Here is a 20,124-nt window from a genome sequence, read left to right as displayed (position 1 = left end):
CGCGCCGCTGCCACTGGAACCTGCCCGAATCATCCCCATTTCATCGTCACCCCTGTGGGCGACGTCACCCGATTTTGCGAAAGCTGCCATGAACGTCCAACATCTCGACATTGCCGATGAACTGCTGCTTGCCCGCAACGGGCTGAACCCGGAACAGCTGGACCGGGTGTTCGCCCGGCTGGGTGAACACCAGATCGACTATGCCGACCTGTATTTCCAGTACACCCGTCAGGAAGGCTGGAGTCTCGACGAGGGCATCGTCAAGGCCGGCAGCTTCTCCATCGACGAAGGGGTCGGCGTGCGGGCGGTCAGCGGCGAGAAAACCGCTTTTGCCTACTCGGATGAAATCTCGCTGCCGGCGCTGCTCGCCGCCGCCGATGCAACCCGCGCCATCGGTCGCGCCGGTGGTGACGGCCGCGTGCAGGCGGTCCGCCGTGTCGGGGGCCACGCGCTGTTCGCGCCGATGGACCCGATCGCCAGTCTGGACTCGGCGGCCAAGGTCGCGCTGCTGGAACGGCTGGAACGCATCGCCCGCGCACTCGACCCGCGCATCAGCCAGGTGATGGCCGGGCTGGCCGCAGAATACGACGTGGTCTACATCGCCCGTCGTGACGGCACCCATGCTGCCGACGTGCGGCCGCTGGTGCGGTTGTCGATCTCGGTCATCGTCGAGCAGGACGGGCGCCGCGAGCAGGGCTCCAGCGGCGGCGGCGGCCGGCTCGACTTCAGCTATTTCAGCGAAGAGATGCTGCATCGCTACGCGAAGGAAGCGGTCGACCAGGCACTGGTCAACCTCGATGCGCGACCGGCTCCGGCCGGGCAGATGACCGTGGTGCTCGGCTCGGGCTGGCCCGGCGTGCTGCTGCACGAGGCGATCGGCCACGGACTGGAAGGCGACTTCAACCGCAAGGGCACGTCGGCATTCGCCGGCCGCATCGGCGAACGCGTTGCCGCCCGGGGCGTGACCGTGGTCGACGACGGTACGCTGGCGCTGCGCCGCGGCTCGCTGAACATCGACGACGAGGGCACGCCGACCGCATGTACCACGCTGATCGAGGATGGCATCCTGACCGGCTACATGCAGGACAGCCTCAATGCACGGCTGATGGGGGTGGAATCGACCGGCAATGCGCGTCGCGAAAGCTATGCGCACATCCCGATGCCGCGCATGACCAACACCTACATGCTGGCCGGCGAGCGCGCGCCGGAAGAAATCATCGCCTCGGTCGAGCACGGGCTGTACGCGGCCAACTTCGGCGGCGGCCAGGTCGACATCACCAGCGGCAAGTTCGTGTTCTCCGCCAGCGAAGCGTGGATGATCGAGAACGGCAAGCTCGCCTATCCGGTCAAGGGCGCGACCCTGATCGGCTCCGGCCCGGAAGTGCTGAACTACGTGTCGATGATCGGCAACGACATGGCGCTGGATGCCGGTGTCGGCGTCTGCGGCAAGGAAGGCCAGAGCGTGCCGGTCGGCGTCGGCCAGCCGACGCTGCGCATCGATGGCGGACTGACGGTGGGTGGGACGGCCTGAGGGCGGCACGACTCCGTCTGGTGAGGCTGGCACGGAGAGGCCGGCAGAAAAAAGCAGCGGTCTTGCAGACCCGCTGCTTTTTTCCTGCTGCCCGATCCTTAACCCCTACTTAGATACGGGTTTTTTTCGCCGCCGGGCCGGCAGGGGCTATCCGCCGCCCATTCCACATTGCATAATCAGTTTGTCCGACAGCAGGACTACAAGGCGCGCACGGGGAGTGTGGGCGGATGCGTCCGCCTCAAGCCATATGGATCGCCACGACGATCCGCATACATACAGCATGCTGTCGGGAGCCCGAAGACACCGGGCATGTCGCGTCCGGCCGCCAGGCCGCCGTGACCGGCGTTCCCGCATAAAAAGGGCAGGCCGGCGACCGTCGCGAGTCGATGGCGCATGGCGATGCCCGCAAGGAGAAACGATCTATGGCAAGCACTCCCCACAACCCGTATTCGATCGGCCTGGACAAGACCCCCGCCAACTATGTGCCGCTGAGTCCGGTCAGCTTCGTCGCCCGCAGTGCCGAGCTGTATCCGGACAAGCCGGCGGTCATCCACGGCCAGCGCTGTCTGACCTGGTCGCAGGTGTATGCGCGCAGCCGCCGGCTGGCGTCGGCACTGGCGCAGCGCGGTGTCTGCAAGGGCGCCACGGTCGCCATTCTGGCGCCGAACATCCCGGAAATGGTCGAAGCACATTACGGCGTGCCGATGCTCGGTGCGATCCTCAACACCATGAACTTCCGTCTGGATGCCGCCACGCTGGCGTTCCAGCTCGAACACGGCGAAGCCAGCGTGTTCCTGGTCGACAGCGAGTTCGCCGGCCTGGCGCGCGATGCGCTGGCCCGTTCGCAGCGCAAGCCGCTGATCATCGACATCGCCGACAGCGAATACGATACCGGTGACCGCCTTGGCAGCCTGACCTACGAGGCGCTGCTGAACGAGGGCGATCCCGACTATGAGTGGCCGGCCCTCGAGGACGAGTGGGACGCGATCACGCTGAACTACACGTCCGGTACCACCGGCAACCCGAAGGGCGTGGTCTACCACCATCGCGGCGCCTACCTGAACGCGCTCGGCAATGTGGTGGCGACGCAGATGACGCCGGACACGGTCAAGCTGTGGTCGCTGCCGATGTTCCACTGCAACGGCTGGTGCTTCAACTGGTCGATCGCCGCCGTCGGCGGCACCAGCGTCTGCCTGCGCCGGGTCGAGGCGGGGGCGATGTACAAGGCGATCAGCGAGCACAACGTCAACTACATGTGCGGCGCCGCCGTGGTGCTGTCGATGTTCATCAATGCGGCCGAAACCGACCGGCGCGATTTCCCGCGCACGGTGCGTTTCATTGCCGCCGCCGCGCCGGTACCGGTACCGATCATCCGTGCCGCCGAGGCGATCGGCTTCAAGGTCACCCACGTCTACGGCCTGACCGAGACCTACGGGCCGGCGACTGCCTGCGTGTGGAAGGACGAATTCAACGCGCTGGGCGATGACGAGCAGGGCGAGATCCTCAAGCGCCAGGGCATGCGCTACCACGTGCAGGAAGCCGCCAGCGTGCTGAATCCGGAAACGATGGCCCGGGTGCCGGCCGACGGCCAGACGCTGGGTGAAGTCATGTTCCGCGGCAATATCGTCATGAAGGGCTATCTGAAGAACCCGTCGGCGACCGACGCGGCCTTTGCCGGCGGCTGGTTCCATACCGGCGATATCGGCGTGCTGCATCCGGACGGCTATATCGAGCTGAAGGACCGCAGCAAGGACGTGATCATCTCCGGCGGCGAGAATATCTCGTCGATCGAGGTCGAGGCGGTGCTGTACCAGCATCCGTCGGTGCTCGAGTGCGCGGTGGTGGCCAAGAAGGACGACAAGTGGGGCGAGATCCCGTGCGCCTACATCACGCTGAAGATGGGCGCGCCGGAACCGACGCCGATCGAACTGACCCAGTTCTGCCGTGAACGGCTGGCGCATTACAAGGCGCCCCGGATGTTCGTGTTCGGTCCGCTGCCGAAGACCAGCACCGGGAAGATCCAGAAGTTCGTGCTGCGCGACCAGGTCAATGACGGCGGTTTCAAGCTGAACTAGTAGCCGGCGAAAAAAGGCCGCCTTGCGTGAGCAAGGCGGTCAACTTGGGTAACTTCCACCTGAAAATACCGGTTACGCCATCCGGCCCCCGTTGATGGCGCATGCGATGAACATGCGACGGTCGCTGGCATCCCCGTCTGATGGATGCGTCATCACTTTCGCTGATTTGCAAGGAATCGGCCAGCAGGCAATGCTGAAAACCGGCATGGCATCGTCTGAAAACGCAGCAGTATCGTCCCGGTACCACGCTCGGCACGGCACGCCGGCGGCGGAGGTGGTACCGTTACGGTCCGCTGACGCCCGACGGGCGGTGGCGGTTCCCTTCATTGCCGACGCCATCCCATGTCCGACCCCATCATTCGCTCGCTGCTCGACACCGATCTCTACAAGCTGACGATGCAGCAAGTGGTCCTGCACCAGTTCCCCGGCGTGCAGGCCGAATACCAGTTCCGCTGCCGCAACACGCCGGCGTTTCCGATGGCCGAGCTGCTGCCGGCGGTCAACCGCCAGCTCGATGCGCTGTGCGAACTGCGTTTCACCCCGGACGAAATCGCCTATCTGCGCAGCCTGCGCTATCTGAAGCCGGACTACGTCGACTACCTAGAACTGTTCCATCTGAACCGCCGTTTCATTTCGGTGACGCCGCGCGCCGATGGCCGGCTCGACATCCATGCGCGCGGGCCGATGGTCCAGGCGATGATGTTCGAGATCTACGTGCTGGCCATCGTCAACGAGCTGTATTTCGATGAACTGATCCGCCGCCAGGGCATTGCCGGCGGTCATGAGGCGACGCTGGAAGAAGGCCGGCGCCGGATCGGCGCCAAGGTCGACAAGATCCGCGCCTTCCAGACCAGCCTGCCGGCCAATGCGCCGCCGCTCCTGCTGGCCGACTTCGGCACCCGCCGCCGCTTCTCGCGCGACTGGCTGGAAGAAGTGGTCAAGGTACTGCACGCCGGCGTGCCCGACGTGTTCCGCGGCACCAGCAATATGGACCTGGCCCGCCGGCTCGGCCTGACGCCGATCGGCACCATGGCGCACGAGTTCCTGCAGGCCTTCCAGGCGCTGGACGTGAACCTGCGCCAGTTCCAGAAGGCGGCGCTGGAAAGCTGGGTGCAGGAGTACCGCGGCGACCTCGGCATTGCGCTGACCGACGTGGTTGGCATGGATGCGTTCCTGGCCGATTTCGACCTGTATTTCGCCAAGCTGTTCGATGGCCTGCGCCACGACAGCGGGGATCCGGTGGTGTGGGGCGAGAAGATGATCGAGCACTACCACAAGCTGCGCATCGATCCGGCAACCAAGATGCTGACCTTCAGCGACAGCCTCGACATCGACCGCGCCATCGCGCTGTACGGTCATTTCGCCACCCGCACCCAGGTCAGCTTCGGCATCGGCACCAATCTGACCAACGACCTCGGCATCGAGCCACTGCAGATCGTGATGAAGCTGGTGCGCTGCAACGACCGCCCGGTCGCCAAGCTGTCCGATACCGCAAACAAGCTGATGTGCGACGACCCGGTGTTTCTGGCTTATCTGCGGCAGATTTTCAATCTGGAACGGATCTGACGCGGCCGCTCAGGCCGCTTCCAGAACCTCGACCGCGCTGCCGACCGTCAGCATCCCGCCACGGCGCACAAGCGCATTCTGGCCGAACAGCACGCCGCGTTCGCCACGGCGGTAGCGGGCCAGCGTGCGTAGCGGTTCGCCATCGGCCGACCTGACGCCGGTGTCAGGATCGATGGTAGTGAATACGCAGCGCTCGCACGGCCTGACCAGCTCCAGCTCGACCTCGCCGATGCGCAGCCGCTTCCAGCCGTCCTCGGCAAAGGCGTCGGCGCCGTCGATGACCAGGTTCGGGCGAAAGCGTGCCATTTCCAGTGGTCGGCCGACCCAGTGTTCCAGCTGCCGGCGCGATGCGTCGCCGATCAGCAGCAGCGGGAAACCGTCGGCGAACGACAGCGGAATGTCCGGGAAAGCACTGACCCGGCGCCGGGTGTCACCGGTATGCATCAGGCGGACCGGACGGTCGAGAAAGTCGGAAAACCAGTCATCGGCGGCGTGCGGGCCATGCCAGGCCTCGAAACCATCCCGCCACACCACGGCCGGATGCGGCTCGGTGAAGGCCGCGCGGGAAACCGTCAGCGGCTCGCGGCCGGGGGCCGCTACATGGAGGCCGGCCTCGTCGACCGTCGCCGCTACCGTGACCAGTTGCGGGCACTCGCGGCCGGTGATGAAGCGGCCGTCGGGATCGGCGACCATCCAGCTGCGATCGTCGGGCAGGCCGCGGGCGTCGACGCGGCAGCGGGTCAGCGCATCGCCGTGGGCGGATTTGACCGGATAGCGGTACAGCGCAGTCAGCATGGGCATGGCAGGAACCTGATTGAGAATCGCCCCCAGCTTATGCCGGCGCAGGCCGGCAGGCAAAGAACGCGGGCGTGTTCCGGCGATGTCGACGCCGTGTCTTGCACATCGGTCATGCTCAAGTGACTGTTTATTAATACATTTCATGTTGCTGCATTGCCGCATGTCCGGCCAGGCAGACACGCCGGCCCGTCTCCGGCAGCGGAAACCCATCCGTTTTTGCCAGGTCATGATATAAATCATTGAAAAAACAATGGCTTGGACACGCATGGCACGCGGGTTGCGCTAAAGGGGGTCAGGGAACCACCGGAGACCACCTGCCATGCCCGCACAACGCCAACGGCCAGAACCGTACCGGCAAGGACTGGACCGCAATGCGGCCAACTACGTGCCGTTGTCACCGGTCACGTTCCTGGCCCGTGCCGCCCAGGTTCATCCGGACAAGGTGGCCGTCATCCATGGCGAGCGGCGCTACAGCTGGCGCGAGGTCGAGCGGCGCAGCCGGCAGCTGGCCGCCGCGCTGGCGTGGCGCGGCATCGTCGCCGGCGACACGGTGGCGGTGCTGGCGCCGAACATCCCGGAAATGATCGAGGCGCATTTTGGTGTGCCGATGCTCGGCGCGGTGCTGAACACCATGAACTACCGGCTGGATGCGGCGACGCTGGCCTTCCAGCTCGACCATGGCGATGCCAAAGCCTGGCTGGTCGACAGCGAGTTCGTGCCGCTGGCGCGCGCCGCACTGGCCCTGGCCCGGCACACACCGCTGCTGATCACCATCGTTGACAGCGAGTGCGACAACGGCGAGCGGCTGCCGGGGCCGGAGTACAGCGCGCTGCTGCGCGAAGGCGATGCCGGCTTCACGCCGCCGCCGCTGGCCGACGAATGGGACGCCATCGCGCTGAACTACACCTCCGGCACCACCGGCAGCCCGAAGGGCGTGGTCTACCACCATCGTGGCGCCTATCTGAATGCGCTCGGCAACATCATCGTTGCCGGTCTGACCGCCGATACGGTCAAGCTGTGGTCGTTGCCGATGTTCCACTGCAACGGCTGGTGCTTTGTCTGGAGCCTGGCCGCGATCGGCGGTACTCACGTCTGCCTGCGCCGGGTCGAGGCCGGCGCCATGTTCCGGCTGATCGCCGAGCACGACGTCAACCTGATGTGCGGCGCTGCCGTGGTGCTGAACCTGTTCGTCAATGCGGCGGCGGAAGAGCGGCTGCCGTTTCCGCGCACGGTGCATTTCAATGCGGCCGCCGCGCCGGTGCCGGTGCCGGTCATCCGTGCCGCCGAGGCGATCGGCTTCAAGGTGCTGCACCTGTACGGGCTGACCGAGACCTATGGCCCGGCGACGGTCTGCGAATGGCAGCCGCAGTTCGACGAGCTGGACGATGCCGCGCAGGGCGACGTGCTGCGCCGCCAGGGCGTGCGCTATCCGGTGCTGGAGGCGGTCACGGTGCGCAACCCGGACACCCTGCAGGAAGTCATCGCCGACGGCCGCAGCGTCGGCGAGGTGATGTTCCGCGGCAATATCGTGATGAAGGGCTATCTGAACGCGCCGGAGGCGACCGCGCAGGCGTTTGCCGGCGGCTGGTTCCACTCCGGCGACCTCGGCGTGATCCACCCCGATGGCTACCTCGAACTGAAGGACCGTGCCAAGGACATCATCATTTCCGGTGGCGAGAACATCGCCAGCCTCGAAGTCGAGGCGGTGCTGTACCAGCATCCGGCCGTGCTCGAGTGCGCCGTGGTTGCCCGCGCGGACCCGCGCTGGGGCGAGGTGCCGTGCGCCTTCGTCGCGCTGCGCCCCGGCGTGCCGGCGCCGGATGCCGCCGAACTGCTGGCGTTCTGCCGCGAGCGGCTGGCCGGCTACAAGGTGCCGAAGGTGTTCGTGTTCGGCCCGCTGCCGAAGACCAGCACCGGCAAGATTCAGAAATTTCTGCTGCGTGAGGCAGCCAACCGCCACGGAGAGGGGGAGGCGTGAACGACATCATTCTCGAAACGCGCGGACTGACCAAGACCTTCATGGGATTTCGCGCGGTCAGCGACGTCGATCTGAAAGTCAGGCGCGGTCACATCCATGCGCTGATCGGACCGAACGGCGCCGGCAAGACCACGGTGTTCAACCTGCTGACCAGGTTTCATGCGCCGACTGCCGGCCGGATCCTGTTCAACGGTGACGACATCACGGCGGCAAAGCCGGCGGACATCGCGCTGAAGGGCGTGATCCGCTCGTTCCAGATCTCGGCGGTATTTCCGCACATGACTGCGCTGGAAAACGTCCGCATCGCGCTGATGCGCAAACTCGGCGTGTCGTTCCGCTTCTGGACCAGCGATCGCACGCTGGACCGGCTGAACGACCAGGCGATGGCGCTGCTCGATTCGGTCGGTCTGGCCGAGTTCGCCGACGTGCTGGTGGTCGAGCTGGCCTACGGCCGCAAGCGCGCGCTGGAAATTGCCACCACGCTGGCACTGGAGCCGGAACTGATGCTGCTCGACGAGCCGACCCAGGGCATGGGGGTGGAGGATGTCGACCGGATCGCCCAGCTGATCAAGCGGGTATCGGCCGGCCGCACCATCCTGATGGTCGAACACAATCTGCACGTGGTGGCATCGCTGGCCGACCGCATCACCGTGCTGGCGCGCGGGCAGACGCTGGCCGAGGGCGACTACGCCAGCGTGTCGACCAATCCGCTGGTGATGGAAGCCTATCTGGGCACGCAGACTGAAGGGGAGGCCGACCATGCTCATGCCTGAAGACACTGTCGTGGCCAGCCCGCACGGGCCGGCGGCGACCGAAATGCTGCGGGTGACCGGGCTGCACGCCTTCTATGGCGAATCGCACATCCTGCACGGCATCGACCTGAGCGTGGCGCGTGGCGAACTGGTGACGCTGCTCGGTCGCAACGGCGCCGGCCGTACCACCACGCTGAAGGCCATCCTGGGCCTGACCGGCCGGTGCAGCGGCTCGATCATGGTCAATGGCCGCGAGGTCATCAACATGCCGACCCACCGCATCGCCCACCTCGGTGTCGGCTGGTGCCCGGAGGAGCGCGGGATCTTCGCCAATCTGTCGGTCGAGGAAAACCTGATGCTGCCGCCGCAGGTGCGCTCGGACGGCATGCGGCTGGACGAGATCTACGGGATGTTCCCGAACCTGCTCGAACGGCGCAAGAGTCCGGGCATGCGGCTGTCCGGCGGCGAGCAGCAGATGCTGGCGATGGCGCGCATCCTGCGCACCGGCGCCAACCTGCTGCTGCTGGACGAAATCACCGAGGGACTGGCGCCGGTGATCGTGCAGACGCTGGGCCGGGTGCTGACCGAGCTGAAGGCGCGCGGCTATACCGTCGTGCTGGTTGAACAGAATTTCCGTTTCGCGGCGTCACTGGCCGATCGCCACTACGTGATCGAACACGGCCGGGTGGCGGAATGCGTGAGTCGTGACCAACTCGGCGAAAAGACCGAGCTGCTGAACCGCTATCTCGGCGTGTAGGCAACCCATCCCATACCCAGGAGAAACTCCAAGATGAGAAGACAACACCAACTCGCGCTGCTGGCCACCCTCGGTGCCATTGCCGGCCAGGCGCAGGCCGACGCCAACGGCGTCAAGATCGGCGTGCTGACCGACATGTCCGGCGTGTACTCGGCCATCGGTGGCAAGGGCGCGGTCACGGCCGTGCAGATGGCGGTCGACGATTTCGGCGGCCAGGTGCTCGGCAAGCCGATCAAGGTCGTGTCGGCCGACCACCAGAACAAGGCCGATATCGGCGTGGCCAAGGCGCGCGAATGGTTCGACACCCAGGGCGTGGACATGGTCGTCGACCTGCTGAACTCGTCGGTCGGCATCGGCGTGCAGAAGCTCGGCACGGAGAAGAAGCGCATCGTCATCAACAACGGCTCCGGTTCGACCGCGCTGACCAACAAGGAATGTTCGCCGTACGGGGTCCATTACACCTACGACACCTTCGCGCTGGCCAACGGTACCGGTCGGGCGATGATGAAGACCGGTGCCAGAAACTGGTTCTTCCTGACCGCCGACTATGCCTTCGGCCAGTCGCTGGAAAAGGACACCAGCGACGTGGTGCGCGAGATGGGCGGCAAGGTGGTCGGCACGGTGCGCCATCCGCTGTCGACCTCGGACTTCTCGTCCTACCTGCTGCAGGCGCAGGGCTCGGGCGCCAATGTGGTGGCTCTGGCCAATGCCGGGGCCGACTTCACCAATGCGGTCAAGCAGGCGCGCGAGTTCGGCATCATGCCGAAGCAGACCGTGGTCGGCATGCTGGTATTCGATTCGGACATCGCCAGCCTGGGCCTGGCCACCGCCCAGGGCATGAAGTACACCACGGCCTTCTACTGGGATCTGAACAACGATACCCGCGCCTTCTCCCAGCGCTACTACAAGAAGACCGGCGCCATGCCGACCATGGTCCAGGCCGGGGATTACTCGTCGACCATGCACTATCTGAAGGCGGTCAAGGCCGCCGGGACGGTCGAAGCCGGCGCGGTGATGGCCAAGATGCGCACCACCCCGATCAACGACTTCTTTGCCCGGAACGGCAAGATCCGCGAGGACGGCCGCATGGTCCACGACATGTATCTGGTCGAGGTCAAGAAGCCGGCCGACTCGAAGAACAAATGGGACATGCTGAAGGTGATGCAGACCATCCCGGGGGCGCAGGCGTTCATGCCGCTGTCGCGCAGCGAGTGCCCGCTGGTCAAGAAGTCCTGACCACCGGCAGCAGGGGCGGACGGGGACAGGGCGCCCCGTCCGGCCGACAGAACATACCAATGGAGGTGACAGATGGAGATCACCGCACAGGCTGTGTTGTCGCAGCTGATGCTTGGACTCAACAACGGCGCGTTCTATGCGTTGCTGAGCCTGGGGCTGGCCGTGATATTCGGCATGCTGAATATCGTCAATTTCTCGCATGGTGCGCTGTACATGCTCGGCGCGATGGTGGCGCTGATCGGCGCCGACTATCTCGGCCAGTGGACCGGCAACCCGGATGCGCAACTGAGCTTCTGGTGGGCGCTGGTGGTGGCGCCGGCCGTGGTCGGGCTGCTCGGGCTGGTGATCGAGCGCTTCATGCTGTCGCGGCTGTACCGGGTTGACCCGCTGTACGGGCTGCTGTTCACCTTCGGTGTCGCGCTGATGCTGGAAGGCGTGTTTGTCGCGCTCGGCTTCAACGTGTCCGGCGAGCCGTACAACGCCAAGCCGGAAAGCCTGTCCGGCGCAGTGAACCTTGGCTTCATGCTGTTCCCGGCCTACCGGCTGTTCTCCATCGTGCTGTCGATTTCGGTCTGCGTCGGCACCTGGTTCATGATTGAACGTACCAGGATCGGTGCCTACCTGCGCGCGGCGACCGAGCGACCGGATCTGGTCCGTGCCTTCGGCGTCAACGTGCCGGTGCTGATCTCGTTCACCTACTTCTTCGGTGTGGCGCTGGCGGCGCTGGCCGGCGTGGTGGCGGCGCCGATCTACTCGGTCAGCCCGAAGATGGGCGCGGACCTGATCATCGTCGTCTTCGCCGTGGTGGTGATTGGCGGCATGGGTTCGATCATGGGGGCAATCGTGACCGGTTTCGGCCTCGGCATCATCGAGGGCCTGACCAAGGTCGTGTACCCGCCGCTGTCCAATACGGTGATCTTCATCATCATGGCGCTGGTGCTGCTGTACCGCCCGGCCGGTCTGTTCGGCAAGGAGGCCTGACATGTTCCCGCTCGATATCCGCCATCCGGCACTGTGGGCGGTGCTGGTTGTCGCCGGGCTGATCGCCCCGTTTGCGGTCTACCCGATTTTCATGATGGAACTGCTGTGCTTCGGGCTGTTCGCCGCCGCGTTCAACCTGCTGCTCGGCTTTGGCGGCCTGCTGTCATTTGGCCACGCGGCGTTTTTTGGCAGCGGCGCCTACATTTGCGGCTACCTGCTGAAGGAATGGGGGCTGAGCCCGGAACTCGGCATCCTCGCCGCCACCGCCTGCTGCGCGCTGCTCGGCCTGCTGATCGGTGCGGTGGCGATCCGTCGCCAGGGCATCTACTTCGCCATGGTGACGCTGGCGCTGGCGCAGATCGTGTTCTTCCTCTGCGTGCAGGCGCCGCAGACCGGCGGTGAGGACGGCCTGCAGGGGATTCCGCAGGGCAGGGTGTTCGGCCTGTTCGATCTGGTGCACACGGTGTCGGTCGGGGGGCAGGACGTGCCGCTGACGCTGTACCTGTTCGTCTATGCGGTATTCCTGGCCGGCATGTGGCTGATCTACCGCACGGTGTACTCGCCGTTCGGCCAGACGCTGAAGGCGATCCGCGAAAACGAGGCGCGGGCACTGTCGCTCGGCTACCGGGTGGAGCGCTACAAGCTGCTGGTGTTCGTGCAGTCGGCCTCGCTGGCCGGCACCGCCGGGGCGACCAAGGCCATCGTGTTCCGGCTGGCGTCGCTGACCGATGTCAGCTGGCACATGTCCGGCGAAGTGGTGCTGATGACCCTGCTCGGCGGCATGGGTACCATTCTCGGTCCGGTGGTCGGCGCGTTCACCGTGCGCGCGCTGCACAACGAACTGGCGTCGCTCGGCTCGTGGGTGACGGTGATCATCGGCGCGATTTTCGTCATCTGCGTGCTGGCGTTCCGCCGCGGCTTCATCGGCGAAGCCGGGCGGCTGCTGAAGAAAGACTTCTAGCGCACCAGCCCGGCCAGCGACGGGCCGGTCTGCGCCGGAAACAGGCGCGGATCGGCCAGTTTTTCGTACAGCGTTGCCCGCGAGATGCCGAGCGCCCGCGCGGCCTCGGTCTTGTTGCCGCCGGCCAGCGCCAGCGTCTCGCTGATCACGCGCCGTTCGGTTTCGGCCAGCCGCTGTGCCAGGGTGCCGCCGCCGGCCAGCGGCGGCGGGTCGACTGTCGCGGCCACCGGCAGGATGCGCTGCAGGACCGGGGCGTCCAGCGCCACGCCATCGGACAGCATTACCGCCTGTTCCAGCACATTGCGCAGTTCGCGGATATTGCCCGGCCACGGATAGGCGGCAAGCAGTGCCAGTGCGGCGGCACCCGGCTTACGCTGCGGCAGGCCGGTGCGGTCGGCAATCTGCGCCAGCAGTGAATCGACCAGCGCCGGCAGGTCTTCCGACCGCTCGCGCAGCGGCGGCAGCCGGATCGGCAGCACGTTCAGGCGGTAGAACAGGTCGGCGCGGAACAGGCCGGCATCGACCAGCGCGCGCAGGTCGCGACTGGTTGCGGCAATGACCCGCACATCGATATGCAGCAGGCGGTTCGAGCCGAGCGGTTCGATTTCCTGCTCCTGCAGTACGCGCAGCAATTTGGCCTGCATCGGCAGCGACATGTCGCCAATTTCGTCGAGAAACAGCGTGCCGCCGTCTGCGAGTTTGAACTTGCCGTCGCGGCCCTTGCGCTCGGCACCGGTATAGGCACCGGCGACGGCGCCGAAGAATTCCGCTTCCAGCAGCGTTTCCGGCACCGCGGCGACGTTCAGGCCGACAAAGGGCTTCTGCCGGCGCGGCGACGCGGCATGGATGGCATTGGCCAGCAACTCCTTGCCGGTGCCGGTCTCGCCGAGCAGCAGCACGGTGGTATCGAGCGCGGCCGCACGCTGGCCCAGGCGCTGCATGTCGCGGCAGGCGGCACCGGCGCCGATGATGTCGTCGAAGCCGTAGCGCGCACGGCGGCTGCCGGCGTTGTCGCGGCGGACCCGGTCCAGGGTTTCCTGCAGCTGTGAAAGCTTGTCGACCAGCGGTTTCAGCGGCTGCCAGCGTTCGGACAGCAGGATGCCGAATGCGCCGACCACCTGGCCGTCGCCGTCCTGCAGCGGAAAGCGGCTGACCACGAAGTGGTGCTGCTTGTAGTTCATGAAGTCGAGCACGATCGGTTCGCCGCTCTGCACCACCTCGCGCATGCGGCTGTGCGGCAGGATGTCTTCCACCGGCCGGTTCAGCGCCCCGGCCGGATCGTCGAGCCCGAGCAGGGCTGCGTAGCGCGCCGTGATCCATTGCACGCGCGCCTCGCGGTCGACCAGCAGGGCGCCGACGAATTGCTGCTCGAACAGCTCCAGCAGACCGTGCTGCAGGGACTGGCACAACGGCGCCGGTCCGGGAGGGTTCAGTTCCGTTTCTTCCACCCGTGTCTCCTCGTTTATCCGTGCTGCGACCTTTGGCCGCGCCGGTTTGTTGTCATGGCGGGATGTGTCCAATGTAGCATCACCGCGTGAGGAACCGGAGCGGGAAGTGCGTGCGCCGGGGGACTGACAAGTAAATTTGCTTGACCTTAAGATTGACCTGCGTCAAAAAAGTGGCGATGATTTCACAAATTTCTGAAAGAACAGGAACGCGTGACATGACGCCATTGATCGAACGCTTCGTGCTGCACTTCGGCGAGATGGGCAGCCGCTGGGGCGTGAACCGCACCGTGGGGCAGATGTATGCGTTGCTGTTCCTGTCCGAAAAGCCGCTGAATGCCGACGACATCGTGAACGAGCTTGGCATGTCGCGCTCCAATGTCAGCATGGGGCTGAAAGAACTGCAGTCCTGGCGACTGGTTCGCATGGCGCACCATCCCGGCGACCGGCGCGACTACTTCACCACCCCGGACGACACCTGGGAGATCTTCCGCACGCTGATCGAGGAAAAACGCCGGCGCGAGATCGACCCGACCCTGTCGCTGCTGCGCGATACGCTGATGGCCGATCCCTGTGACGAGCAGGAGCGCCATGCCCAGGAGCGGATGCGCGACATGCATGAACTGATCGAACTGGCGACCGGCTGGTTCGACGACGTGCAGCGCTTGTCACCGGACACGCTGGCCAGCCTGATGCGGCTCGGCAGCAAGGTGCACAAGGTGCTGGAATTCGCTGACCGGCTGCGTCCGGGAAGCCGGGAGTAAAGACCATGACACCGTCCATCCTGCAGCGCCGGACCCGGCGCGGCATGCCGCTGTGGCTTGAAATCTCGGTGGTGCTGACGGTGAAGCTGTTGTTGTTGTGGGGCGCGAAAGTGCTGTGGTTCTCCGAACCGCTGGCCCGGCACATGACCGTCCCCGAGTCCGCGATCGAGCAGCAACTGCTTGGCACCCCCGGTCGCGATGCCCCGCCTGTCCACAAGAATTGACCGCAAACGGAGAGAACCATGCTGCCCGTGTCCGAGGTAGTGGAGCTGTCACGCCTGCAGTTCGCGCTGACTGCCCTGTTTCATTTTTTGTTCGTACCGCTGACGCTGGGGCTGAGCTGGATCCTGGTGATCTGTGAGTCGGTGTACGTGATGACCGGCCAGCAGGTCTACAAGGACATGACCCGCTTCTGGGGCAAGCTGTTCGGCATCAACTTCGCCATGGGGGTGACGACCGGCATCACGCTGGAATTCCAGTTCGGCACCAACTGGGCGTACTACTCGCACTATGTGGGCGACATCTTCGGCGTACCGCTGGCGGTCGAGGGGATGATGGCCTTCTTCCTCGAATCGACCTTTGTCGGCCTGTTCTTCTTCGGCTGGGACCGGCTGTCGAAGAACAAGCACCTGCTGGTGACCTTCCTGGTCGCCTTCGGCTCCAACCTGTCGGCACTGTGGATCCTGATCGCCAATGCGTGGATGCAGAATCCGGTCGGGGCCGAGTTCAACTATCACACCATGCGCATGGAGCTGGTCAGCCTGGGCGAGGTGTTCTTCAACCCGGTGGCCCAGGTCAAGTTCGTGCACACCGTGGCGGCCGGCTATGTGGCGGCGGCGATGTTCGTGCTCGGCGTGTCCAGTCTGTACCTGCTGAAGGCGCGCGACACCGGCTTCGCACTGCGCTCGTTCGCGGTGGCGGCAGGCTTCGGGCTGGCGTCCATCCTGTCGGTGATCGTGCTCGGTGACGAGTCCGGCTACACCACCGGCGAGGTGCAGAAGGTCAAGCTGGCAGCGATCGAGGCCGAGTGGAACACCGAACCGGCACCGGCGGCCTTTACCGCCATCGGCTGGCCGAACCAGGCCGAGGAACGCACCGATTACGCGGTGAAAATTCCTTACCTGCTCGGGCTGATCGCCACGCGCTCGACCGACACCCGGGTGACCGGCATCAAGGACCTGAAGCGCGAACACGAAGTGCGCATTCGCAGCGGCATGATCGCCTACGAGGCACTGACCGCGCTGAAGGCCGGCGACACCACGCCGGCGGTGCGCGAGCGCTTCGAGCAGCACAAGGCCGACCTCGGTTTCGGCCTGCTGCTGAAGAAATACACGCCGAACGTGGTCGACGCGACCCCGGCGCAGATCCGTGCCGCCGCCAGCGACACCATTCCGAACGTCGCGCCGCTGTTCTGGAGCTTCCGCATCATGGTCGGGCTCGGCATGCTGTTCCTTGCCATCTTCGCCACCGCCTGCTGGCTGCTGGTGCGCCGCCGCCTCGCCCCGCAGCGCTGGTTCCTGAAGTTGTGCGTGCTGGCGATCCCGCTGCCGTGGGTGGCGATCGAGCTGGGCTGGATCGTGGCCGAGTACGGACGTCAGCCATGGACCATTTCCGGCGTGCTGCCGACCCATCTGTCGGCATCGCAACTGGACCCGGGCCAGCTTCACTTCAGCCTGATCGGGCTGGTGGGCATCTACAGCCTGCTGTTCGTGATCGAGATGTACCTGATGCTGAAGTACATCCGGCTGGGACCGGCCAGCCTGCATACCGGCCGCTATCACGGCGAAACGCCGGACGTCACCGTGCCGCAACAGTCCTGAGGGGAACCGGACCATGTTCGACTATGAAACGCTGAAACTCATCTGGTGGGGTCTGATGGCCGTGCTGCTGATCGGCTTTGCCGTCACCGGCGGCTTCGACATCGGCGTCGCCGTGCTGCTGCCGTTCATCGGCCGCAACGACGACGAGCGCCGCCTGGTCATCAACAGTGTCGGTCCGACCTGGGAGGGCAACCAGACCTGGCTGATCACCTTTGGCGGTGCGCTGTTCGCCGCCTGGCCGCTGGTGTACGCGGCGGCGTTCTCGGTGCTGTATGTCGCGCTGATGCTGACGCTGTTTGCGCTGTTCCTGCGCCCGGTCGGCTTCGACTACCGCAGCAAGCTGCCGAGCGCGCGCTGGCGCAACAACTGGGACTGGGCGCTGTTCGTCGGCGGCGCCGTGCCGGCACTGGTCTTCGGTGTCGCCATCGGCAACCTGTTCATCGGCCTGCCGTTCGCCTTCGACAGCAGCATGCACGTGCGTTACGCCGGCAGCTTCTTCGACCTGCTGAACCCGTTCGGCCTGTTTTGCGGCGTGCTGTCGGTGGCAATGCTGACCCTGCATGGCGCGGCCTTTCTGGCCAGCAAGACCGGCGGCAGCACGGTCGGCGGGCGTGCCGTGTTCGCGACCCGGGTGTTCGGCCTGCTGACCCTGGTGCTGTTCGCGCTGGGCGGGCTGTGGACCGCCCGGCTGCCGGGCTGGCACCTGACAGCCATCGGCGCGCTGAACGAGGCGCTGGAGCCGCTCGGCAAGGCGGTGACGATCACCGGCGGCGCTTGGCTGGCCAACTATGCGGCGTGGCCGTCACTGTGGGCGCTGCCGCTGCTGGGCGTCCTTGGCGCCTTCGCCGCCGTGGCGCTGGCCGGACGGGCGCCCCGGCTGACGGTGGTGGCCAGCGGACTGGCCTGCACCGGGGTGATCCTGACCGCCGGCGCAGCCCTGTTCCCGTTCGTGCTGCCGTCCAGCCTTGATGCCGTATCGAGCCTGACGCTGTGGGATGCGGTGTCCAGTCACAAGACGCTGGGCGTGATGCTCGGGGTGGCGGTGATCTTCGTGCCGCTGATCATGCTGTACACCAGTTGGGTGTATCGGGTCATGCGCGGACCGGTGACGGTCGAGCGCCTGAAAAACGATACGCACAGTTACTGATTACCGGAGGACGCAACGATGTGGTATTTCGCCTGGCTGTTGGGACTCGGGCTGGCGCTGGCGCTGGGGATCATCAATGTGATGTGGCTGGAGAGCCAGTACGCGTTCGGCTCGCGCAGTGCAAAGGGGACGGAGGACAGTTTCCGTCATCACCGGGCTGCCGGTCGAGGGGCGGCGCGGCGGGGGGGCAAATCCGGCTGAGTGACCGGGGAAGAATGATTCTCTAGAGAGAAGTTTGCTTGTTATCAAGGAACTGGTCGAAAAGCCTGCTGCAATACGGCGGATTTCGTTTGCCGGACCGGTGCGCTGTCAAAAAAATCACTCTGCGCCGAGATATCGGCCAAGGCAGGCAGCACGGCCAGGAATTTTCCACGCAGTTGGGCGTGCTTTTCGTCGCCGCTGTGACTCGTCCACATGGGTAGAAATTGTTCGCGGCTGTAAGTGCGGTTGCCCAAAGACGAGTCCGCCAGCCATATTGTGTTGGCACCGATGCCGCGAACTAGGGAGAAATGGTCTGTCTTGCGATACTTGAGATAGACAATTACCGGAATACGCAATTTGATCAACTGCTTCCAACTTGCAGTGAACCCCTGAGCCTTGAAGCCAAATTGAGGTAAAACCAAGGCCATGTCCTCAAAGCTGGCTCGCCCGTTGCCTTTTGCCATGGCTATCAATATGGCTTGTTCCGTCACGCGCTGACCGTAGTACTCGTTCAGAAGCGTGGCTAGTGATGCAGCGCCACAAGAATAGTCTAAACTCTGTTTGACGATGCGTGAGTCGCGTAAAGTTTTCCAATTTTTGATCGGTGTCACAAGCGTTATGCTGTGGGTGACTGGCCATGCGTTCCAGTCGGGCATTATGGGAATTGGCAATTCGGCGGCGAGACAGGCAGGTATCAGTAGCGCCGGAATGGTTTGTGCTATTAGAGAAAACTTATATAGTTTGGCTGGCCTGTGTATAAGTACGATGATTTTTTTCATCAGGAAAATACGCGTGCCGCAAGGCTGACGACTAAAAGAAGCCCAACGGCAGAGACCCACTCATAAAGCCAGATTGGCATCCGTTTTGAAATGGCTGCTGCGTTGGGATAAAATTTCCAATGACCATTGTGGCGGGCCCACACTTGAAAGCCTGCATGGAGAATTAATGCGCCTGTCAAAGGTATTGTTGCCGTCATGCTGGCTCCAAAAAATAATAATAAAATAATGGTTGACAAAATTAATGCCAGAAAATAACCCGCAAGTTTCATATTGTGCATGAACCACGCTTTGCCGGAGAGGCAACAGCATGGTTCTTTTTCTCTATGGTTTACCAGCCATTACGCCCGGCATAAATGCCTGCGCCAAAAGCAATGCGTGGAATGAAGTAACTTGTAGCGGCTCCTCCCGTTAAGCCTGTCAGAGCTCCCATGCCAACAGTCGTGCCAAATGAGCCCCAATTCCACTCACCACTGCCGATAGCTTGACCTGTATAGAAAATGCCGCCGACGGCTGCGCCTCCGAGTGCCCCCCAAGGCCCAAAGGCTCCTTCTGTTTCTGCCATTTCCCTATTGGATAAAGGGGCCAGCTGCATGGGTAGGGCATCCTGATAGAACACTTTCTCTATGTCAATAGAGTGCAGACTTGAATGAGACGCTACCTTTATGATGTTTCTCGCGCAGCGCCGTTTCAGAGAAAGCGATCAGTGCTGGCGAATCGTTGTCTTGCTTGAGTTGATAGCTGATTCCGGCCCAGGCGTCAGTAAAGCGGCTACCCCTGTCGTTGCGTACGCCTGAGCTATCGCTGCTACGACGCCAGGAACTGAGGTAACTGCTACGCACATAGGTCTCAGCCCTGCCTGTCAGTCCGTAACGCAAACCGACTGTCGCCACCAGTGTGTCGCTATTGGTAATTCGTTCGCCGATGGCAGTAGGCAATCCGATGAAAGAGGTTGGGCCGACTTGAATGATGATGGGTTCGCCAGTAGCCACGCTTGAGCGTTCCACGTTGGCGTACGCCATTGAGATGTCAAGCCTAGTCTTATTTTTCTCCGTCATGAACCCTTCTACCGCGAGTTGGAGCTCTGCAAATGCGGGGGAGCCTATGCAACCAGCAGCGAAAGTAATGACAGGGGCAAAGCATGATAAGTACATAGCGACTATCATTGATAATGAAAATCATTCGATGAAATGCATAGTCTGCCACGCTTTTCTGACTGTCAACTTCAGTGCTGCAAGCTATCCCCAAAGTCTCTTCGTCAGTTGTCTGGATGGTGGTGTGCAAACAACGGGACGTGGCTCTAGCGCAGTCAGGGCATCATGCCCTGAATCAGCTG

20 protein-coding genes are annotated in these 20,124 nt (G+C 64.0%); 14 read left to right on the top strand and 6 right to left on the bottom strand.

From position 1 onward, the window contains the following. Window positions 1-88: 88 nt before the first annotated feature. The 3 genes from tldD (at window position 89) to pncB (ending at window position 5,172) form a co-directional block, all read left to right on the top strand. Window positions 89-1,531 carry a metalloprotease TldD gene (tldD, locus tag Q352_RS0108190; RefSeq protein ID WP_028498935.1) on the top strand — a complete coding sequence of 481 codons (1,443 nt, stop codon included), beginning with the start codon at window positions 89-91 and terminating at the stop codon, window positions 1,529-1,531. A gap of 422 nt (window positions 1,532-1,953) precedes the next feature. Beyond that, window positions 1,954-3,606, top strand: coding sequence for an acyl-CoA synthetase (locus tag Q352_RS0108185; RefSeq protein ID WP_028498934.1), 1,653 nt, complete (start codon window positions 1,954-1,956; stop codon window positions 3,604-3,606). 342 nt (window positions 3,607-3,948) lie between these two features. Then, the gene (gene pncB / locus Q352_RS0108180; protein ID WP_028498933.1) at window positions 3,949-5,172 is read left to right on the top strand and encodes a nicotinate phosphoribosyltransferase; all 1,224 of its coding nucleotides are present in this window, start codon (window positions 3,949-3,951) and stop codon (window positions 5,170-5,172) included. 9 nt (window positions 5,173-5,181) lie between these two features. On the opposite strand, the gene Q352_RS0108175 is transcribed toward pncB, so the two are convergent. Beyond that, window positions 5,182-5,973 carry an MOSC domain-containing protein gene (locus Q352_RS0108175; protein WP_028498932.1) on the bottom strand — a complete coding sequence of 264 codons (792 nt, stop codon included), beginning with the start codon at window positions 5,971-5,973 and terminating at the stop codon, window positions 5,182-5,184. 316 nt (window positions 5,974-6,289) lie between these two features. Between Q352_RS0108175 and Q352_RS0108170 the strand changes: the two genes are divergently transcribed. From Q352_RS0108170 to Q352_RS0108145, 6 genes are all read left to right on the top strand, one after another. Next, window positions 6,290-7,948 (top strand): AMP-binding protein, encoded by a 1,659-nt coding sequence (locus Q352_RS0108170; protein WP_051528775.1) that lies wholly within the window; start codon window positions 6,290-6,292, stop codon window positions 7,946-7,948. Further along, window positions 7,945-8,721, top strand: a complete 777-nt coding sequence (locus Q352_RS0108165; protein ID WP_028498930.1) for an ABC transporter ATP-binding protein — start codon at window positions 7,945-7,947, stop codon at window positions 8,719-8,721. Before Q352_RS0108170 ends, Q352_RS0108165 begins: the two co-directional genes overlap by 4 nt. Next, window positions 8,714-9,457, top strand: a complete 744-nt coding sequence (locus Q352_RS0108160) for an ABC transporter ATP-binding protein (RefSeq protein ID WP_051528782.1) — start codon at window positions 8,714-8,716, stop codon at window positions 9,455-9,457. Before Q352_RS0108165 ends, Q352_RS0108160 begins: the two co-directional genes overlap by 8 nt. 33 nt (window positions 9,458-9,490) lie before the next feature. Continuing rightward, window positions 9,491-10,693, top strand: a complete 1,203-nt coding sequence (locus tag Q352_RS0108155) for an ABC transporter substrate-binding protein (protein WP_028498928.1) — start codon at window positions 9,491-9,493, stop codon at window positions 10,691-10,693. 72 nt (window positions 10,694-10,765) lie between these two features. Next, window positions 10,766-11,674, top strand: a complete 909-nt coding sequence (locus Q352_RS0108150; RefSeq protein WP_036385643.1) for a branched-chain amino acid ABC transporter permease — start codon at window positions 10,766-10,768, stop codon at window positions 11,672-11,674. A gap of 1 nt (window position 11,675) precedes the next feature. After that, on the top strand, window positions 11,676-12,635 hold the full coding sequence (locus Q352_RS0108145; protein WP_028498926.1) for a branched-chain amino acid ABC transporter permease: 960 nt from the start codon (window positions 11,676-11,678) through the stop codon (window positions 12,633-12,635). Here Q352_RS0108145 and Q352_RS20280 read toward each other — a convergent pair. Continuing rightward, the gene (locus Q352_RS20280) at window positions 12,632-14,083 is read right to left on the bottom strand and encodes a sigma-54 interaction domain-containing protein (protein WP_051528774.1); all 1,452 of its coding nucleotides are present in this window, start codon (window positions 14,081-14,083) and stop codon (window positions 12,632-12,634) included. The two genes, Q352_RS0108145 and Q352_RS20280, sit on opposite strands and share 4 nt — an antisense overlap. Before the next feature lie 215 nt (window positions 14,084-14,298). Here Q352_RS20280 and Q352_RS0108135 point away from each other — a divergent pair, with 215 nt between their 5' ends. From Q352_RS0108135 to cydX, 5 genes are read left to right on the top strand one after another with little or no spacing between them, the layout of a single operon-like run. Next, window positions 14,299-14,844 carry a GbsR/MarR family transcriptional regulator gene (locus Q352_RS0108135; protein ID WP_028498925.1) on the top strand — a complete coding sequence of 182 codons (546 nt, stop codon included), beginning with the start codon at window positions 14,299-14,301 and terminating at the stop codon, window positions 14,842-14,844. A 5-nt stretch (window positions 14,845-14,849) separates the two neighbouring features. Continuing rightward, entirely contained in the window at window positions 14,850-15,068 is a 219-nt protein-coding gene (cydP, locus tag Q352_RS0108130; RefSeq protein ID WP_028498924.1) for a cytochrome oxidase putative small subunit CydP, read from the top strand. An 18-nt stretch (window positions 15,069-15,086) separates the two neighbouring features. Further along, a complete protein-coding gene (locus tag Q352_RS0108125; protein WP_028498923.1) occupies window positions 15,087-16,664 on the top strand; it encodes a cytochrome ubiquinol oxidase subunit I in 1,578 nt (525 codons plus the stop codon). A gap of 13 nt (window positions 16,665-16,677) precedes the next feature. Then, the gene (gene cydB, locus Q352_RS0108120; RefSeq protein WP_028498922.1) at window positions 16,678-17,811 is read left to right on the top strand and encodes a cytochrome d ubiquinol oxidase subunit II; all 1,134 of its coding nucleotides are present in this window, start codon (window positions 16,678-16,680) and stop codon (window positions 17,809-17,811) included. A gap of 18 nt (window positions 17,812-17,829) precedes the next feature. Further along, window positions 17,830-18,012 carry a cytochrome bd-I oxidase subunit CydX gene (cydX, locus tag Q352_RS24425; protein ID WP_028498921.1) on the top strand — a complete coding sequence of 61 codons (183 nt, stop codon included), beginning with the start codon at window positions 17,830-17,832 and terminating at the stop codon, window positions 18,010-18,012. A gap of 44 nt (window positions 18,013-18,056) precedes the next feature. Here cydX and Q352_RS20275 read toward each other — a convergent pair whose 3' ends face one another. The 4 genes from Q352_RS20275 to Q352_RS0108105 are packed head-to-tail and all read right to left on the bottom strand — an operon-like array spanning window position 18,057 to window position 19,846. Next, complete coding sequence (locus tag Q352_RS20275) at window positions 18,057-18,791, bottom strand: C39 family peptidase (protein WP_244879567.1); 735 nt, start codon at window positions 18,789-18,791, stop codon at window positions 18,057-18,059. Beyond that, complete coding sequence (locus tag Q352_RS23285) at window positions 18,791-19,069, bottom strand: hypothetical protein (RefSeq protein WP_156952495.1); 279 nt, start codon at window positions 19,067-19,069, stop codon at window positions 18,791-18,793. The genes Q352_RS20275 and Q352_RS23285 overlap by 1 nt, the downstream gene beginning before the upstream one ends. Window positions 19,070-19,119: 50 nt before the next feature. Further along, complete coding sequence (locus tag Q352_RS23280; RefSeq protein WP_169735634.1) at window positions 19,120-19,383, bottom strand: hypothetical protein; 264 nt, start codon at window positions 19,381-19,383, stop codon at window positions 19,120-19,122. Window positions 19,384-19,417: 34 nt separating this feature from the next. Beyond that, complete coding sequence (locus Q352_RS0108105; protein WP_156952493.1) at window positions 19,418-19,846, bottom strand: hypothetical protein; 429 nt, start codon at window positions 19,844-19,846, stop codon at window positions 19,418-19,420. Between the last annotated feature and the right edge of the window lie 278 nt (window positions 19,847-20,124).

The sequence above is a fragment of the Microvirgula aerodenitrificans DSM 15089 genome (assembly GCF_000620105.1).
GTDB classification, from domain to species: domain Bacteria; phylum Pseudomonadota; class Gammaproteobacteria; order Burkholderiales; family Aquaspirillaceae; genus Microvirgula; species Microvirgula aerodenitrificans.
The sequence above is the reverse complement of the archived record's forward strand: the minus strand, read 5'-3'. Positions and strand labels throughout refer to the sequence as shown.

Excerpts from the sequence above, each read along its gene's own strand:
- cydP (WP_028498924.1), top strand. The coding sequence starts at position 14,850 with ATGACACCGTCCATCCTGCAGCGCCGGACCCGGCGCGGCATGCCGCTG.
- cydB (WP_028498922.1), top strand. The coding sequence starts at position 16,678 with ATGTTCGACTATGAAACGCTGAAACTCATCTGGTGGGGTCTGATGGCC.
- Q352_RS0108160 (WP_051528782.1), top strand. The coding sequence starts at position 8,714 with ATGCCTGAAGACACTGTCGTGGCCAGCCCGCACGGGCCGGCGGCGACC.
- Q352_RS0108145 (WP_028498926.1), top strand. The coding sequence starts at position 11,676 with ATGTTCCCGCTCGATATCCGCCATCCGGCACTGTGGGCGGTGCTGGTT.
- Q352_RS0108150 (WP_036385643.1), top strand. The coding sequence starts at position 10,766 with ATGGAGATCACCGCACAGGCTGTGTTGTCGCAGCTGATGCTTGGACTC.
- Q352_RS0108170 (WP_051528775.1), top strand. The coding sequence starts at position 6,290 with ATGCCCGCACAACGCCAACGGCCAGAACCGTACCGGCAAGGACTGGAC.
- Q352_RS23285 (WP_156952495.1), bottom strand. The coding sequence starts at position 19,069 with ATGCACAATATGAAACTTGCGGGTTATTTTCTGGCATTAATTTTGTCA.
- Q352_RS23280 (WP_169735634.1), bottom strand. The coding sequence starts at position 19,383 with ATGCAGCTGGCCCCTTTATCCAATAGGGAAATGGCAGAAACAGAAGGA.
- tldD (WP_028498935.1), top strand. The coding sequence starts at position 89 with ATGAACGTCCAACATCTCGACATTGCCGATGAACTGCTGCTTGCCCGC.
- cydX (WP_028498921.1), top strand. The coding sequence starts at position 17,830 with ATGTGGTATTTCGCCTGGCTGTTGGGACTCGGGCTGGCGCTGGCGCTG.
- Q352_RS20275 (WP_244879567.1), bottom strand. The coding sequence starts at position 18,791 with ATGAAAAAAATCATCGTACTTATACACAGGCCAGCCAAACTATATAAG.
- Q352_RS0108155 (WP_028498928.1), top strand. The coding sequence starts at position 9,491 with ATGAGAAGACAACACCAACTCGCGCTGCTGGCCACCCTCGGTGCCATT.
- Q352_RS0108125 (WP_028498923.1), top strand. The coding sequence starts at position 15,087 with ATGCTGCCCGTGTCCGAGGTAGTGGAGCTGTCACGCCTGCAGTTCGCG.
- Q352_RS0108105 (WP_156952493.1), bottom strand. The coding sequence starts at position 19,846 with ATGACGGAGAAAAATAAGACTAGGCTTGACATCTCAATGGCGTACGCC.
- pncB (WP_028498933.1), top strand. The coding sequence starts at position 3,949 with ATGTCCGACCCCATCATTCGCTCGCTGCTCGACACCGATCTCTACAAG.
- Q352_RS0108185 (WP_028498934.1), top strand. The coding sequence starts at position 1,954 with ATGGCAAGCACTCCCCACAACCCGTATTCGATCGGCCTGGACAAGACC.
- Q352_RS0108135 (WP_028498925.1), top strand. The coding sequence starts at position 14,299 with ATGACGCCATTGATCGAACGCTTCGTGCTGCACTTCGGCGAGATGGGC.
- Q352_RS0108175 (WP_028498932.1), bottom strand. The coding sequence starts at position 5,973 with ATGCCCATGCTGACTGCGCTGTACCGCTATCCGGTCAAATCCGCCCAC.